This is a genomic window from Glaciecola nitratireducens FR1064 (genome assembly GCF_000226565.1).
GTDB classification, from domain to species: Bacteria; Pseudomonadota; Gammaproteobacteria; order Enterobacterales; family Alteromonadaceae; genus Glaciecola; species Glaciecola nitratireducens.
On record NC_016041.1, the window covers coordinates 3,275,789 to 3,292,945 of the forward strand.

Here is a 17,157-nt window from a genome sequence, read left to right on the forward strand (position 1 = left end):
TTATTCCCTAGTTTTAAGCACTTTAATAAAATCGAGACGATTCACTCTACTGCGAACAATCATTGCAGAAATGGCGGTGGAGATAATCACCAACACTATCGAAAAGCCATAGGTAGATGTTTCTATGACTAATGGAACTCGGTACATTTCGGTATCAAAAGCATTGGCCATAGTGAGAACGAGCAACCAACCCACTCCGCAGCCCATAGGTAAACCGATAAGAATAAGAAAAATAACTTCACCCAATAATACATATGAAATTTGCCCTTTAGAAAACCCTAATACACGTAGCGTAGCCAATTCTCTAGCTCTTTCGGATAAAGCGATACGTGTACTGTTGTAGGTTACACCAAATGCAAGGACTGCCGCTAAACCAACGAACATATAAATGAAAACATATAAATGTTCGATGATAGTTTGATTGAATGCATCAAGCGCAGCTTGTCGCATCATAACTGCACTAATTTGAGGTGTGTTTTTTAATGTTGTAAAGATCTCTTGTTGATAATTATCATCGATGACCAAATTTACGTAAGCAAAACTAGGTGAAGACTTGATTGTGCGATTTAAGGCATGCAGTTCCATAAACACAGGAGTGCCAATGAAGGTTTCAAACAGTCCAACAATAGGCAATAAAACGCTTGGGCGGCGACCTTCTAAAATATCTACCCAAACCAGATCCCCTACCCTTACTTTTAGCTTTTGCGCCAGGCGGGTAGACATCATCAAACCGTTCTCAGGGACAGGCACGGTGGTGTGTTTTGCATCATCATATATCGGCTGGAGTCGACTACCAGACTCGATGCCATTGATAGCTCCACGATGAGAAACACTACCAGAATGAAACTCTGCACTAATAAAGCGCATAGGCTCTGCGTCTAATACACCAGGCAGCTTTTTGAATTCATGAATTGCTCGCATTTCAACAGGCTCAGTCAAACCGAGCATAATGTCTTGTCTCTGAGCCTCGAAAAAATATACCCGAGATAAGTGAGATAATGAATCCGTCCACTGCAGATTCATAACGATAAGACCTGTAGAAAAAGCAATGCCAATGCTAGTAAGAAAAGAGCGAACAGGCCATCGGCCTATCTGACGAAGCGCAATACGAGTGGGTTGATCGAGCCATTTACCCCATACGGTATTAAATTTAATTGCGTGCTTGTAAACTGGAGGGGATGGCGGTGTCATTGCTTGCGCAGGAGGTAGTTTTACGGCTTTATAAACCGCGCCTAAAGCGCCTGCAATAGCAGCAACGGTAGAGATGACTCCACTTATCATAAAAGACTGCACGCCAGGCTGATAAATGAGGATTGGAAACCGATACAACTCAGCATACATCATCATATTCAAGTGGCCAAAAAATGCACCTAGCAACGAGCCTAATACAAAGCCAATCAGACAAATTACCAATACCATTTTTGTATAATGCCAGCCTATCTGCAGACTGCTGTAACCAAAGGCTTTAAGTAAACCAATTTCCGTGCGTTCGGTAGCGATAAGCCGAGATAACACCATATTAGTTAGGAACACCGACACCAGAATAAAAATGCTGGGTAATATCGTAGCCATCGATTCTTGTTGGGCAATTTCATTCATCACAAACCAGTTTGAAAGCTGGTCTTTGCGGGTTATCGCACTAACTCCGCCATACGGTTCTAGAATATTATCAATGTGCTGCAAAACAGGTTCTGCAGGCGCATTGTAGAGAAGCTTAACAGCGATGGTATTAAACGACTCGTTCAAGTCGTACGCCGCCTCTATGACTTCTCGACTCATCCATATTACACCAAACCTGAGGTCGTCCGGTAATAGCGAACCTGGACCAATGCTATAAATAAACTCAGGACTTAAAGCCATGCCGACGATATAAAACGACCTCTGATGACCATTCATTAGAATACTTATTTGGTCATTTAGGTCTAGCTTATGAGCCTGTGCAAATGGTTCGCTGACAATAATTTCATCATCGTTTTCAGGTGAAATCCAGCGACCTTTGCGCAGCACTAACTGATTTAGTAATGGCTGTCCGCTTTCCGGAATAGAGGTGATTTGACCAATAATAGGTTCTGAAAAGCCATTTACATCGAGTGTAGCGTAACGAGTAATAGAAGTTTGTACGGTCTGTACACCCGGAATATCAGAGATTTGTTGTCTCTGCCGCTCAGGAACCCGAGTTGCGTGAGCAAATACATCGGCAAATCGATATCGCTCATAGTATGCGTCCGTGGTCGCTTGCAGCCCCTCCACAGTAGACAGTGACATCACTAAGGTAGCCACACCTGAGCCAATCACAAACGCAATCGCCATGACTTGACCACGTAAGCGCCATAAATCACGTAGCAGTTTATGGTCTAAGGCACTCATTGCTACCACACCAAGTTTTTCGCTGGCTGGCGAGATTGATTGATGACAATATCTGATATCACACCATCAGAAATATTGACAATACGATCTGCCATTGCACCGATAACCGTATTGTGGGTAATAACGGCTGTGGCGGTTCCTAGCTGACGATTAATGTTCTCGATAGCTTCCATAACTAATATCCCAGTTTGTTTATCCAAAGCCCCTGTGGGTTCGTCACATAACAAGATATCAGGCTGTTTGGCGATGGCTCTGGCGATTGCAACCCGTTGCTGCTCGCCACCGGACAACTGCGAAGGAAAGTGATGCATCCTATCACCTAATTTGACCAATTTAAGAGCCTCTTCAGGGGGTAAAGGATTAGGTGCAATTTCAGTGACTAAGGCCACATTTTCATAAGCAGTAAGGCTGGGTATAAGGTTATAAAATTGAAAAACAAAACCTACGTGGTCGCGCCGGAAAAGCGTGAGCGTTCGCTCGTCTGCATGACTTATATTTTGCTCACCATAAAAAACCTCACCGGAGCTTGGCAAGTCTAGTCCACCGAGGATGTTGAGTAAGGTTGATTTACCGCTCCCAGATGCGCCTAACAACACCACCATTTCATTTGGATAAAGTTCAAAATCCACACCGCGCAGAGCGTTGACTTCAACGTCACCGGTAACATACGTTTTGACCAGATTGTGTGCTGACAATGTGGGTGTCGGTTTGAGCATGGGTGCCGCGTCAGACATGTCGGATCTCGTTTGATTTTATGCTACTAAAATATCTCCTGTTTTTGTTTATCCAATTTTGACGCAGATCAAGATGACCCACGACCATCCCTATATTTCGATAAAATGGCTAACGACTTATTGATATTCAAAGCATCAGTTATTGACCTTATATATTTGCATCCAATTTGTTATCTACCGCGTTTGGCTGAGCAGAGGGCAATTTAATTGCTGTATTACCTTCTCAAATGAAACAACAAGAACAACTATACGGAGATAATAACTATGAAAAATATAGGCAGTGACATGAAGAATGCAAAAGCATCATCGTTGAAATTCGGAAGAGCACTCTTAGCTTTGTCGGTCATAATGGCTCTGACGGCTTGTAATGGCGACGATGGTGATACAGGACCTGTTGGCCCAGCGGGTATGGATGGTCAGGACGGCATGAATGGTCAAGATGGTAGTGACGGTGCAAACGGCAGTCCTGGTTTTTCGGCTGGTCTATTTTTATTAAGCAATAACGGTCCAACAAATGCGGGCACTGTCGATTTAATCGATCAAAACGCAGCCTCTTTAAAATCCTTCACCTCAGGTAACAATGAAGGAGTTGCTATAGATACTCTGGGCAATTTAGTACATGCCGGTGATTCTGTAAATGGTAGCCTTCGCAGTGTTTGCCAAGTAGTTAATCGTAGCAGCGACGATAGTTACAATATGAACATCGACCGTGAGATTACAGGGCCAAATACCGGACTTATTAACCCTAAAGGCATCCATTTAGCTCAGCAAAGAGGCTTAGTTTTAGTTGCTGACTTTAACGGTATGCGCGTTAGTGTATTTGGTTCAGCCGCAGCCGGAGATGTCGCCCCGATCTCTGAAACGGTTCTAAGTGCAGCTCCTTGGGATTTGGCTTACGATGACGTTAACGACCGATTGTTTGTTGCGTTAACAAACGGAACTATCGAAGTTTATGACAATTATGTTGACTCGAATTTTATGAGCAACACGCCTCGAATTATCATTCCAAGCGATGAAAACCAAACGCAAATTTCTGTTAATTTGCACGGAATAGCCTATGACCATCTGAGCGATAAATTAGTCGTCAGTGATGTTGGTTTAGCAAGTTCGCCTGATGATGGTGCATTGTTTGTCATTGAAAACGCCGCTATGGCGAGCGGCAATACTGCGGTTTCTCGTTCAATAGCAGGCCCCTTAAGTATGTTAGGAAACCCTGTCGATATTATTTTAACTGACACTACTTTGCGCGTGGCAGAAAAATCTAACGATGCCGTATTAATTTATTCCAACATATTTGCCGGAGAAAGTGGAGATATAGCACCAAACTTGATGTCAAGCACCAGCAAACCTGAATCTTTGGTCGAGATTATGCCATCGACAACGCAGTCTGATGTGTCAGATATAGACCAAGGCAATGTGAGTTTTCGTGGTATCGCAGCTAGCAGCAATGTTGCTTCAGGTCCTACTTACGGCAGCGTGAGCACGTTTAGTCCCGCACTAAATACAACCTTATCCACTTTTTCATACAATATCGATATTGAAAGTATGACCTTTGACCTACTCGGTGACCAATACACTACATTTGATAACAGCGCGACCTTAATGGGCGGTATTGCAATTGCTAGTAGAGTGGCGACAGATCGTGACAACGGTATGTACAATACATCAAGAGATCGCGTGATAATGGGGGCTAATACAGGCTTAATATCACCGAAAGGAATCGATGTTTCATCTGCTAATGGTTTAGTCTTTGTTGCAGAAAACAATGAAACAAGCCCCGGTATTAAGATATTCTCATCCTGTGCTTCAGGCGATGCAAAGCCTCTCGCAACGCTAGTTCCTGCCAATGGAGCAAGGCCTTGGGATGTGGACTACGATGCACAAACTGACAGAGCCTACCTAGCTTTGACCAACGGTACAATTGCGGTATTTGATCAGGTCGCTGCTAAGCTGATGTCTGGCATGACAACAATTACAGGTGAAGATAGGAACATCATTCCAGCCATCAGTGGCGTTGGCGTTGCGGCACCTACTAACCTGCATGGTATTGATTTTGATCCTGCAAGCGGTTCTATTATTGTGTCCGATGTGGGCAGTGCAGCAAGCCCAACAGACGGCAAAATTTACGTTATCCCAAATGCAGAGCGTGTAAGCGGCTTAACTGATATTGCTGTTAATATTGCAGGGCCGAACTCATTGTTGGGAAATCCGGTCGATATAATGTACGACGGTAACAATCTTTTTGTCGCAGAGAAATCGAATGGGATCATCATGCGTTTTGACAATGTTCTTAGCAGCGCAGGAGGTGATGTGGCGGCGAATAGCAGTGTTCCACTCTCAGGTGCAGAGTCGGTTGCAGTATTGCCAAGTTATATCAATAGACTGTGATAGCCGTTTATCAACGCAGTGTTGGTTAAAATAGTAAAGACTGCAATACAAATTTAAAGAGTCCCCGATTGCCAGCTTGGCAAGTATGGGGACTTTATTGTGTTAGCTACGTTTTGCTTGATTGAACTGATAAATTCTCACAAAGCACGTGCTCGCAAACAATGCTTTGAGAGATGCCAGTAGAATCGGAACTTAATCAAGATTGATGCTGTTATCCTTGATATCTACTTCTGTAATTTTGCCATATTGTTTAACGCTTTCCTTGATATCTGCCGCTTTTCCTACGATCACAAACTGCATATTTTCTTTTGGGAAATAGTTAGCGATGACTTCTTTACTGCGCTCTACGTCAAGTTTATTAACCTGCTGGGTAAAGGTATTGATAAATGACTCATCAAATTCGTACACAAACATTTCAGCCAACAAAAACGCGACATCAGAGGATGTCTCATATCTTGGGGGAAACTGCCCTTTTACGTAGGCCTTAGCTGAATCTAATGTGGCAGCATCGATGCCCTGCTCCCATATTTTAGCGTATGTTTTCAACGCAAGATCAATGGCATCTGTCGTTGTCTCTGTTTTTGTAAACGTAGAAATAGCGAAACTTCCTCCTTCTTTATTGCTCGAAAAGGAACTTCGTGCTCCATAAGTTAGGCCGCTATTCACACGCAGCTCGTCATTTAACCAGCTTGTAAACCTGCCGCCTAAAATCGTATTCACAACGGAAACCGCAACAAAATCTGGGTTACTGCGTTTAATCCCAGGACCGCCAATCAAAAAAGTACTTTCTGTAGCATCTGACTTGTTCACCAAAATGACTCGGGCCTCTTTAGGGCTTGGCAAGGTTGAACTTACATTGGCTAACACCTTTTCACCTTCCCATTTACCAAACAGCGCCTTCAGCTTCTTTGCCATACCCTTAGGGTCAATATCGCCGGTAACAATAACGGCAGAGTTACGCGGACTAAACCACTGCTTGTGAAAAGTTTTAACGTCATCTAGTTCAATGGTTTTCACAGAGTCTACCGTGCCGCTGACGGAATTCGCATATGCATGATCGCCATATAAAAGTGCATTAAAAAACGGCCCTACTTTCGCTCTCGGACTTTCTTTTTGGCGTTCCAAATTAGCTAAGTATCTAGATTTTTGTTGCTCAAATTCAACTTGGTCAAATGCTGGATTAAGCAATACATCTCGTAAAATAGGTAATACCGTGTCAATATCTTTACTCGCCAAAGATGCGCTCATAACACTGTATTCTAGTGTTGCGCTGCTCGAGGTTTGCGCACCAATAAAATCAAGCTTTTCCTGAAAGGCTTGTCTATCCAACGATTTTGTTCCTAACAATAAATTGCCCGCAGTCACTTGCGCTAAACCTGCTTTGGTGTCGCTCACCGCCCCCGCCTTAACGATAGCAACAACGTCAACCAAGGGCACTTCATCTTGCTGCATTAAATAGATGGTTAAACCATTTTTAAGCACCATTTTTTCATACTTTGGCAATGTAAAATCTGCTGCGCTAGCAATACTCGTGATGCTAATCAAAACGGTCGACACACCACTTATTAATAGCTTATTAAAGATCGTTTTCATTGCTATCCTCCTCGGCAGCTAATACACCAACAGTACGATTTGCTTTTCGTAAATATTGATTTGCAACCCGCTGCACATCTTCTTTGCTAACATTATTCAATGATTCTGGTAATGAAAACAACGCGTTATAATCACCAAAATAGAATTCGTAGGTTCCTACTGTATTCGCTTTACCATTAATCGTTGACATTTCTCGATAGAAATTCACCAGTTGCCGATTTTTAACTTTTTGCAGTTCAGTATCAGTAACGCCGTTCTTCATCACTTTATTAATTTCAGCAATTAAACCCTTTTCTAAAGCACTAGCGTCAACATTCGGCGCTGCAACGGCATAAAAATAAAATAAATTAGGATCAATAGACTCTGAGCTAAAAGCAAACACTTGAGCAGCTAGCTCCTGCTCATACACTAAGGCTTTTGTTAGCCTGGACGTATCGCCATCGCTTAGAATGCCCGCAAGAACTTGCAGTGCATAATAGTCTTCATGTTTGGTTTCTGGAACATGATAGGCAAGCATGATATTCGGGCTAGTGACCGATGCTTTCTGCACGTAAACGCGTCGTTCTCCCAACTGAGTGGGCTCTACGGTATGCACCTCTCGTGGGGCGGCCTGCGCGGGAATAGGTTCGAAGTACTGTTTTGCTAGGCGCTTTACATCATCAAATTTCACTGCACCCGCGACTACGACAATCGCGTTGTTAGGCGCATAGTAGGTTTTATGATAATCCTTTAAATCTTGCAGCTTCCAATTAGCAATATCCGACTCATGGCCAATAACAGACCAGCTGTATGGGTGGGCTCGAAAAGCCGCTGCCTTAACTTGTTCGCTCAGCATTCTGTAGTTTGAGTTTTCAAGACCCGTTGAACGCTCAGAAGTAACCACACCTCGTTCACTTTCCACAACATCAGGGTCGATATCTAGGTTTTGAATACGGTCCGCTTCAAGGTCAAACATTAGCTCTAGCGCATCCGCTGGAAACCAATCTGTATAAACCGTTGAATTCTCAGTTGTATAGGCATTATTTGAACCACCAGCAGCTTCCATTGTACGGTCAAACATCTTCGGTCCGTACTTTTTAGAGCCATTAAACATCATGTGTTCGAAAAAATGCGATAGGCCTGTAATCCCCGGGTACTCATTACGAGAGCCTACCTTCCAAAATAAGTACATATTGGCGTTGGGAATCGAGTCATCTTCCAAAACGATTATTTTCATTCCGTTATCGAGGGTAAATTGCTTGATATCTTCAGCTTTCGTCACCGCAAGTGACTGTGCTGAAAATAGCAACGATGACAACAAAATTGCTGAACTGAGTATGCCAAGTAAGCTTACTCTAGCAGCGTGCTTTGATTTTGGTTGGTGCATGTCGGACTCCGATTAATTGTCTGATATCGCGAGAGTTGATTGGCATGGCGATAATCTTGCGAGGAATAATAGAATTTCATATTTAAATACACAATATTTGTGTCCATCTCCTTTGTTAACAAATGTAACCGACACTCATTGCGACTAACAGACGCGTTTTGAATTATGAAAAGAGGTGGCGATCAAAAGTTATTATATAAATGGTTTTAATCTGCTTTTATGTGTTCATAATATAATCAATTCATAGCATTATGAAACAAGCTTTGTAGTAACATGAAAGCAATCAGAAAGACTAATGACAATGTCGTGGAGAACAATATGAAACCAGAAACTATCGCACTACACGCCGGCTATACAAGTGAGCCAACAACTAAAGCTGCAGCAGTCCCCATTTATCAAACAACGTCTTTTACTTTTGATGATACTCAACATGGTGCAGACCTATTTAACTTAACGGTTCCTGGCAATATTTATAGCCGTATTATGAATCCGACCAACGCAGTTTTAGAGCAGCGTATTACTGAGCTTGAAGGGGGTGTAGGTGCTCTTGCGGTGGCATCAGGAATGGCAGCAATTCGATATGCAATTGAAACCATTGCGGAGGTTGGTTCCAATATTGTTAGCTGCAGTCAGCTTTATGGCGGTACTTACAATTTATTTGCACATACATTTCCTCGTCAAGGCATCGAGACGCGCTTTGCAGAAGGAGATGATTACACAAGACTAGCTTCATTAATTGACGAAAATACAAAAGCCTTATTCTGTGAATCGATTGGTAATCCAGCCGGCAACGTTATCGACATACAACGATGGGCTGAGATTGCTCACGCTGCGGGCGTTCCACTGATTGTTGACAACACTGTTGCCACACCTGTCCTTTGCCGCGCTTTTGACTTAGGCGCAGATATTGTTATTCACTCACTGACTAAATATATTGGTGGTCATGGTACGACTATTGGCGGCATTGTTGTTGACTCAGGTAAATTCGATTGGTCAGCAAATGCACAGCGCTTTTCCATGCTGACTAAGCCAGACCCATCTTATCATGGTGTGGTTTATACCGAGGCGCTCGGGCCCGCAGCTTATATAGGCAGGTGCCGTGTTGTTCCACTCAGAAATACAGGCGCTACGCTGTCAGCACAAAGCGCATTTCAAATTATGCAAGGACTAGAAACGCTTTCTTTGCGAATGGAAAGACACTGTGAAAACGCGCTAAAAGTAGCGCATTACTTGGAATCACACAGCACGGTGAGTTGGGTCAACTATGCCGCTTTGCCAACAAGCAAATATTACGAAACTTGTCAGCGCATTTGTGGTGGAAAAGCGGCTGGCATTATTAGCTTTGGTCTAAAAGCAGGCAAAAATACCGGTATTGAGGCGGGGTCAAAGTTTATTGATGCACTTCAATTGATCCTGCGCTTGGTCAACATTGGTGATGCAAAGTCACTGGCTTGTCATCCAGCGAGCACGACGCATAGGCAGCTGAACCCAGAGGAACTCGCAAATGTTGGTGTCTCGCAAGAAATGGTTAGAATTTCGGTTGGTATCGAGCATATTGACGACATTATCGCGGATATAGAACAAGCTTTGGCTGCAAGCCAAGCATAAACTAACCTTTAGTTCAGCTGCAAAAAATCAAAGTAGCTGTTATCTTTATGACTGGTGGCGCAACGATTGAGCTACGCCATCAAATGCAACGCTAGCGTTATTAGTTTTGATTCCGAGAGATAGAACCGAATCGACCTAATGCATGCTCGCATTGACTACTAAACGAGGTTAGTGCAGTTTGACTCGGATTATTGTAAAAATGCACTTTTCTTCAATATCAAATGAATAATTTAAGGATAAATTAAACATGAAAAAATTAACTACTGCAGAAACTGAGCAAGTATCCGGTGGAGCATTACAATTTTTTATAGGCTACTTTGGGTCCAAACTGTTAGATGGAACGCTGAGGGCAGCTTCAGATGTTCACGACATGTATCAAGACCAGAACAGATCTCTACCCTATAATCGTCTGTAGTCTGGCGGGTTGATTACTTCATCAAAGACATAAATGAAGTGTAAACTCAAAAAGAAGAGAGTTATGCTTTGTGAACCATATTAAGAATAGCCTCTCTTTTTATATTGCTAGTCTGTCATAAATAAGGAAATTACTATGAACAAGGAATGCTTTTTAAAACAAAGAACTTATGCTTGGCTTGCCTTTTTTTTTCTAACACTGACACTGGTTACAACTGCTTTTCGACATTCTGTTGAGACACCGTACATTTTCAATACCATTGCCCCAATTGTATTTTTGTTGTTATTCATCACGTGCACCATTCCTGTCGTAAAGCCATCGCTGCCTGTCAAAAAATTTGCTCTTAGCAATATTTTTTGTGGATTGGGTGGCTTTGTCTACCTGATTGAAATTTATTGGTCAAACGCTGAGTTAATCATTGCAAGCTTTATTACTATCAGCCTCGTGCTTTCTATCAATAGCATTGTATTTCTAAAAATAGATCGACTTTGATTTAATACGTTTTGCATACGAACAAATTCAATGACTCTGCACACGAAAGCGTGGGGATTTTTTCGTTTGTCGCAATGAAGTTATATGATGAGATGTTTGTTGAAGATGTTTTCGTTTATGTTTGCTGAAGATGTTTTTGAAGGGTGTTATTTACGCAATTTATCTCGAGGGGGGAGATAACGAGGCGATGCAGAAGCATCACCTCATAAGAAACTTAGATTGTTTCAACGTTTGCAGCTTGCAAACCTTTTTGGCCTTCTTCTACTTCGAAAGACACTTTTTGGCCTTCTGGAAGAGTTTTGTAGCCTTCAGCAACGATCGCTCTAAAATGAACAAAAACGTCTTTGCCGCCATTGTCCTGTGTAAGAAAACCGTAGCCTTTATCGGCGTTGAACCACTTAACTGTGCCTGTAACTTTAGACATGTAAACCTCAAATATATATAAATTTAACCGCGCAAATAGCTGCGCATTTCGAATTCCTGGCAAGATGACTTACTGAGATTTTACTTACAAATGGAAAAACGTCTAACTAAAGGTCACGCGGGTGAACAAAGAGGTTTATAGCACTTACAGTAACAAACTAAATAACATTGTCTTTTCAGAAACACCGTAAGTGTAGCACAAAAAACACCATTGCAAATTTTTTATTCTCAAATATTGCTAATTATTTGAACAGTTTTTCGCAATGGCGTTTTTCATGATTTGACAAAAGGCGCTATGGGCGAAGGGCTTTATCCCCTCTAGCAAGGCCACAGACGCCAGTTCGAGCAGACTCAATAATATCAGCACATTGAGACATAACATCCTCGAAGGCACATAGTTTTTCGCTCGTACCTGTTATTTCTATCGTGTAGTTATTGGCATTCACATCGAGGATGCGAGCTCTAAAAATATCCACGTTTCGCTTAACTTCTGCACGCGCCAATTCTGTTCTCGTTCCCACCTTAATTAGCATTAGCTCACGCTCAATGTGCGGACCTTCCGATAATACTGCTACTTTTAGCACATCGATGAGCTTATTTACCTGCTTTGTAATTTGTTCAATTACTTTGTCATCTCCCTGCGTAACGATGGTTAAGCGAGACAAGCTTTCATCGTCGGTTGGTGCAACACACAATGAATCAACGTTAAAACCACGTTGTGAAAACACTCCCACGATTCTAGATAGTGCGCCAGGCGCGTTTTCCATTAATACTGAAATAATTCTTCTCATTATGTACGCTCCGTTTTGCTCAAGCGCATATCGTCCATAGCACCGTACTTTATTTGCATAGGATAAACGTGTTCACTTTGATCAACCATAATATCCATAAAAACAAGGCCTGGTGTTGCGAAACAGCGGGCCATTGCGTCATCCAGCTCATCAAGATGGTCGACTTTAATTCCCGTGTGGCCATATGCTTCGGCGAGCGCAACAAAATTAGGCATCGAATCCATATATGAATGAGAATAGCGTCCCTTGTAGTTCATATCCTGCCATTGGCGAACCATACCCAGCGCACGGTTATTTAATGAAATGATCTTGATTGGCAAACCATATTGCAGACACGTTGATAGCTCTTGAATATTCATTTGAATACTGCCATCACCAGTAACCACAACAGATACCGCATCTGGGTGAGCAAACTGAACGCCCATTGCAGCAGGAAGACCAAAGCCCATCGTGCCAAGTCCACCAGAATTGATCCAGCGACGAGGCTTCGCGAAGGGATAGTACAAAGCTGCAAACATCTGATGCTGACCGACATCTGAACTCACATAGGCATCACCCTTTGTATGTTCATATAAAGATTGTATGACTTTTTGCGGTTTAATAACCTGGCTAGATTGGTCGAAGGCTAAGCACTTTTTGCCACGCCACTCGTTAATCTGTTGCCACCAATCAGCTAGTTTTTCTTCTTGATCTGTAAAATCAGCGTCAGCAAGAAGGTCTAACATTTGCAGCAATACTTTATCAACTGAACCCACCACTGGGATATGCGCATTCACGATTTTAGAAATTGATGCGGGATCAATATCAACATGAATAATATCAGCATGTGGGCAAAATTTATCGACGTTATTCGTTACTCTGTCGTCAAAGCGTGCACCCAAAGCGATTATGCAATCTGCATTGTGCATTGTTTTATTCGCTTCAAGCGTTCCATGCATGCCGAGCATCCCGATAAACTGAGGATGTACAGACGAGAACGCACCTAAGCCCATCAGCGTGCTGCAAACAGGTGATTGTAAAAGCTCCGCCAACTGCGTTACATAAGCTGCAGCCTCAGCCGCGATGGCACCACCACCCACGTATAAAACAGGGCGCTGAGCCTTTAGCATGGATGCAACCGCTTTCTTAATTTGTTTGTTGTGCCCTTTCAATGTTGGATTGTAAGAGCGCATCGTTATGTCATCAGGGAAGACATATGGGTGGGTATTTTGTACATTCACGATGTCTTTTGGTAAGTCAACAACCACTGGACCAGGACGCCCAGAATTAGCGATGTAAAATGCTTTCGCAATTGCCATTGGGATGTCTTCTGCTCTTTTTACCAAAAAACTGTGCTTAACAATGGGTCTTGAAACGCCAACCATGTCGCATTCTTGGAAGGCATCTTCTCCGATATGCATGGAGGGAACTTGGCCTGACAAAACAACCATTGGAATTGAATCCATAAATGCTGTAGCAATGCCGGTAATAGTGTTTGTTGCACCAGGTCCAGAAGTGACTAGCACAGCCCCCGTTTTACCTGTTGCACGCGCATAGCCGTCTGCCATATGAGCTGCTGCTTGCTCATGACGAACGAGAACGTGCTTAATATCCTCTTGGGCATATAGCGCATCATAAATATCCAGTACCGCACCGCCCGGATAACCGAACAAATGCGTTACTCCAACATCTTTTAGCGCTTCTACTACCATAGCGGCGCCCGACATCATTTTCACAGGACTCTCTCCTTACGTGTTTTTATCTTATTAATTAACGTTATGGCCCGAATATAACGTAGCCGAAACAAAGATAAAACCCAAAAGAGACAAAAAGTGAAAATTTCATCCTAATATACCTAAAAATTAGGATGAAAACACCAACGAGGTAATGTTAATAGCTTGTAAATAGGATGAATAACCTAATTAATCATCCAAATCAATATCTATATCATCATCTACGTCATTTACTAAGTCGTCATCTAATCGGCTTTCGCTCGACGCTTTCTTCGTACCATGTATGCTGGCGTATTTTGGACGATTAATACGATTCTGGTATTTCAACCAAGCACGCTCAGCAGTAGTTTCTGGTTGCTTTCGACCTAGCGCAGAGTCTATAAAAGCTGCTTCTTCTTCGTTTGATGGTGCTAAATGGCCATCGACTAGCGCTGCAATTAAGCAACCATATTGTGACAGGGCTTTACTCTCCGCGATCGAAAAGTCGCCAGAACGAGAAAAGCCATATGGATAATGTTTAGGATCGCTAAACATACGTTTTAACAGTGATTCGCTATTCATGTTTAACACAAGAAATTGCTCCCCGAATTGAGACAAAAAACAATGGGACTTGCTTACAAAACGCATTAGTAATCTTAACTTGCGGCCTTGTCAACTGCTAATTTTAGTATTATGCAAAAAGCCTAAAATTATTTTTTATCTTTTTCGACCCAAGCCCAATGCATTTCGGCAATAACAGGTTCGTTTCCACTTTCATCAGTTACTTTAACGCTCACTAGAAAGTCGCCCTTCGGCTCACTCTTTAATATGTGTATTTGCTCATCTGTCAGCGTTGCCACTGCTTGCATATCGCCATAAGCTCGCTTTACGTATTTGAGGTTCATGCTTTTTATAAGGGGAAGTTTGTCACCCGGTAAATTAACGCCGACAACGAAACCGGTAGCTGATTCAGCAATTAGTGCCATCGTAGCAGCATGAACACTGCCGATGTGGTTTTGCACTTTTTTACGATTCTTCACAAAAAACGTTGCGCTTTTTAAATCCGTATCGATAATTTCGATTCTGCAGGTCCCTACTAATTTTACTTTATAACGAAACACCCAAGTCAGTATTTTAAAACGCAACCAGAGTGGTTTTTTCATAACGCTATCAGCGAAAGTTCTCAGAGGGTTTGCTACGAACATAAGAATGACCTAATCAGTAAATTAAATGGTTTTTGTGACGATAAATTTAGCATACATGAAGACTGGTACGATGTCTCTTGGAGCCGACACGCGAACGAATAAATTGGGAGGTGAGGAGCGGCAAAACTTACCATTGGATGATTGAACGCCTAGCCCAGAAACCAAAAAAGCACAGTAAAAACTGTGCTTTTTTGAATTTGGAGCGGGAAACGAGATTCGAACTCGCGACCCCGACCTTGGCAAGGTCGTGCTCTACCAGCTGAGCTATTCCCGCAATCTGGAGGCGCATTTTACAAAAATACTCAGGCAGTGCAAGCCTAATTTTCAATTATTTGTAAAATAAGCTGCAAACGCCTAAATCTTAAACACATTCTCTCGATAAAACTTCATTTCGTCTATCGACTCTATGATGTCATCAAGCGCTAAGTGCAAACCTTTCTTCTTAAATCCAGTCAACACCTCTGGTTTCCAGCGAGCTGTTAACTCCTTTATTGTACTTACATCGATGCTGCGGTAATGAAAGTATGCCTCTAATTCCGGCATATATTTAACCAAAAACCGTCTGTCTTGGCCGATTGTATTGCCACACAGTGGTGACTTTCCTTTTGGCACATATTTCTCAAGGAATGAGATAGTTTCCTGGGTAGCTGAGTCCACATCGTATGTGCTTGCTCTACAACGCTCAGTTAAACCGGTTCCTCCGTGCGTTTTTATGCACCATTCATCCATATTATCAAGCACGGCATCAGGTTGGTAAACTGCAATGACAGGCCCTTGAGCTAATATATTAAGCTCTTTATCGGTTACGATCGTTGCGATTTCCATGACTACGCAGGTTTCAGGGTCTAGCCCCGTCATTTCCATATCAATCCAAACTAAGTTTGAGTCATTTAGGGCTTGATTTGACGGCATGATTACCTCGATTATTAAATATCATGAAAATAAAGGCTAAAAAAGGTAACATGCAAATAAGCATTTCGCCAACAAGTATTCAATCAACAAGGTTCACGTGGCTAAAAAACCCAAACTATCCGACCGTCAAAAAAGACAGGTGCAAGACAACCGCACAAAACGCTTAGCAAGCAAACAGGTTGCACACAGCGATGAGCACCTCGGCGCTGAATTAAAGGGCCGCGTTATTGGCCGTTTTGGAAAGCACGCGAACGTCGAATCCATTGATGATGGTGTCGTACATAAATGCCACATTCGACGCACTGTTAACTCCGTTGTTTGCGGAGATAATGTGTTGTTTCGTCCTAGCCAATCTGATGACTCGCGAGACCGTGGTGTCATTGAAGTAGTATTGGACAGAGTAACTACGTTAACACGTCCCGACTTTTATGATGGCGTTAAGCCTATTGCAGCTAATATCGATCAAATTATTGTGGTAAACGCAATAGTTCCTCAGCTGTCTGCGCACATAATAGACCGCTATTTAGTTGCCTGCGAAGACGTCGACATTCCGCCTGTGATTGTCATCAATAAGATGGAATTGTTAAGTGATGAGGACCGTGAATGGGTTAAAGAAGTTGTCGAGATTTATGAAGAGATTGGTTACAAAGTAATTTACATGAGCTGCGTTACGCAAGAGGGTGTAGCGGAGTTGTCAACCTTACTGAAAGATAAAATCAGTGTTTTCGTTGGTCAAAGCGGCGTGGGCAAGTCAAGCATCATCAACCAACTGTTGCCGGATGCTGAGGAGGTGGTAGGTGACATCTCGCAGAACTCAGGTTTAGGACAGCACACAACAACTGCTGCAAAACTACTGCACTTTGAGCAAGGCGGCGATCTCATCGACTCACCGGGTGTAAGAGAGTTTGGGCTTTGGCACCTACCTGTCGAGAAGGTCACCTCTGGCTTTATTGAGTTTCGTGATTATATTGGCGGCTGCAAATTTACTGACTGTAAACATGGTACTGACCCTGGTTGCCTAATCAGGCAGGCCGTTATGGACGGAAAAATAACGGAAGACCGTTACGAGAGCTATCATAAAATTGTCGATTCGCTGGAAGAAAACCGCCCTTCTTATTCGAAAGGGTAATTGCACATAAGAACTTAATTCCTCAATCGTTTATTCTTTGTTG

At 42.6% G+C, this 17,157-nt stretch carries 14 protein-coding genes and 1 tRNA gene; 3 read left to right on the forward strand and 12 right to left on the reverse strand.

The annotated features are described in order from the left end of the window. Positions 1–2,367, reverse strand: a complete 2,367-nt coding sequence (locus GNIT_RS14040; protein ID WP_014109928.1) for an ABC transporter permease — start codon at positions 2,365–2,367, stop codon at positions 1–3. Positions 2,368–2,369: 2 nt separating this feature from the next. Then, positions 2,370–3,101 (reverse strand): ABC transporter ATP-binding protein, encoded by a 732-nt coding sequence (locus GNIT_RS14045; RefSeq protein ID WP_014109929.1) that lies wholly within the window; start codon positions 3,099–3,101, stop codon positions 2,370–2,372. 264 nt (positions 3,102–3,365) lie between these two features. On the opposite strand from GNIT_RS14045, the gene GNIT_RS14050 reads away from it, so the two are divergent. Further along, positions 3,366–5,489, forward strand: coding sequence for an NHL repeat-containing protein (locus GNIT_RS14050; protein WP_014109930.1), 2,124 nt, complete (start codon positions 3,366–3,368; stop codon positions 5,487–5,489). Between the two features lie 192 nt (positions 5,490–5,681). Here the strand turns inward: GNIT_RS14050 and GNIT_RS14055 are convergent, their stop codons facing one another. Beyond that, on the reverse strand, positions 5,682–7,082 hold the full coding sequence (locus tag GNIT_RS14055) for a M16 family metallopeptidase (RefSeq protein ID WP_014109931.1): 1,401 nt from the start codon (positions 7,080–7,082) through the stop codon (positions 5,682–5,684). Next, positions 7,066–8,448 (reverse strand): M16 family metallopeptidase, encoded by a 1,383-nt coding sequence (locus GNIT_RS14060; protein WP_014109932.1) that lies wholly within the window; start codon positions 8,446–8,448, stop codon positions 7,066–7,068. The genes GNIT_RS14055 and GNIT_RS14060 overlap by 17 nt, the downstream gene beginning before the upstream one ends. A gap of 318 nt (positions 8,449–8,766) precedes the next feature. Here GNIT_RS14060 and GNIT_RS14065 point away from each other — a divergent pair, with 318 nt between their 5' ends. Beyond that, the gene (locus tag GNIT_RS14065) at positions 8,767–10,056 is read left to right on the forward strand and encodes an O-acetylhomoserine aminocarboxypropyltransferase/cysteine synthase family protein (RefSeq protein WP_014109933.1); all 1,290 of its coding nucleotides are present in this window, start codon (positions 8,767–8,769) and stop codon (positions 10,054–10,056) included. Between the two features lie 582 nt (positions 10,057–10,638). Here the strand turns inward: GNIT_RS14065 and GNIT_RS18195 are convergent. The 8 genes from GNIT_RS18195 to orn all read right to left on the reverse strand — a co-directional run bounded on the left by GNIT_RS18195 (position 10,639) and on the right by orn (position 15,985). Continuing rightward, positions 10,639–10,803, reverse strand: a complete 165-nt coding sequence (locus GNIT_RS18195) for a hypothetical protein (protein WP_014109934.1) — start codon at positions 10,801–10,803, stop codon at positions 10,639–10,641. Positions 10,804–11,177: 374 nt separating this feature from the next. Next, positions 11,178–11,387 (reverse strand): transcription antiterminator/RNA stability regulator CspE, encoded by a 210-nt coding sequence (cspE, locus tag GNIT_RS14075; RefSeq protein WP_006009840.1) that lies wholly within the window; start codon positions 11,385–11,387, stop codon positions 11,178–11,180. A 292-nt stretch (positions 11,388–11,679) separates the two neighbouring features. Next, positions 11,680–12,177, reverse strand: a complete 498-nt coding sequence (gene ilvN / locus GNIT_RS14080) for an acetolactate synthase small subunit (protein ID WP_014109936.1) — start codon at positions 12,175–12,177, stop codon at positions 11,680–11,682. Beyond that, positions 12,177–13,892: an acetolactate synthase 3 large subunit gene (locus tag GNIT_RS14085; RefSeq protein ID WP_014109937.1), complete on the reverse strand. Its 1,716-nt coding sequence runs from the start codon at positions 13,890–13,892 to the stop codon at positions 12,177–12,179. Before GNIT_RS14085 ends, ilvN begins: the two co-directional genes overlap by 1 nt. A 186-nt stretch (positions 13,893–14,078) precedes the next feature. Beyond that, positions 14,079–14,459 carry a MaoP family protein gene (locus GNIT_RS14090; RefSeq protein WP_014109938.1) on the reverse strand — a complete coding sequence of 127 codons (381 nt, stop codon included), beginning with the start codon at positions 14,457–14,459 and terminating at the stop codon, positions 14,079–14,081. A 119-nt stretch (positions 14,460–14,578) separates the two neighbouring features. Beyond that, a complete protein-coding gene (locus tag GNIT_RS14095; RefSeq protein ID WP_014109939.1) occupies positions 14,579–15,073 on the reverse strand; it encodes a DUF4442 domain-containing protein in 495 nt (164 codons plus the stop codon). A gap of 198 nt (positions 15,074–15,271) precedes the next feature. Beyond that, positions 15,272–15,347, reverse strand: a tRNA-Gly gene (locus GNIT_RS14100). An 80-nt stretch (positions 15,348–15,427) separates the two neighbouring features. Beyond that, a complete protein-coding gene (orn, locus tag GNIT_RS14105; RefSeq protein WP_014109940.1) occupies positions 15,428–15,985 on the reverse strand; it encodes an oligoribonuclease in 558 nt (185 codons plus the stop codon). 97 nt (positions 15,986–16,082) lie between these two features. Here orn and rsgA point away from each other — a divergent pair, with 97 nt between their 5' ends. Beyond that, positions 16,083–17,114, forward strand: a complete 1,032-nt coding sequence (gene rsgA, locus GNIT_RS14110) for a small ribosomal subunit biogenesis GTPase RsgA (protein ID WP_014109941.1) — start codon at positions 16,083–16,085, stop codon at positions 17,112–17,114. Positions 17,115–17,157: the final 43 nt, after the last annotated feature.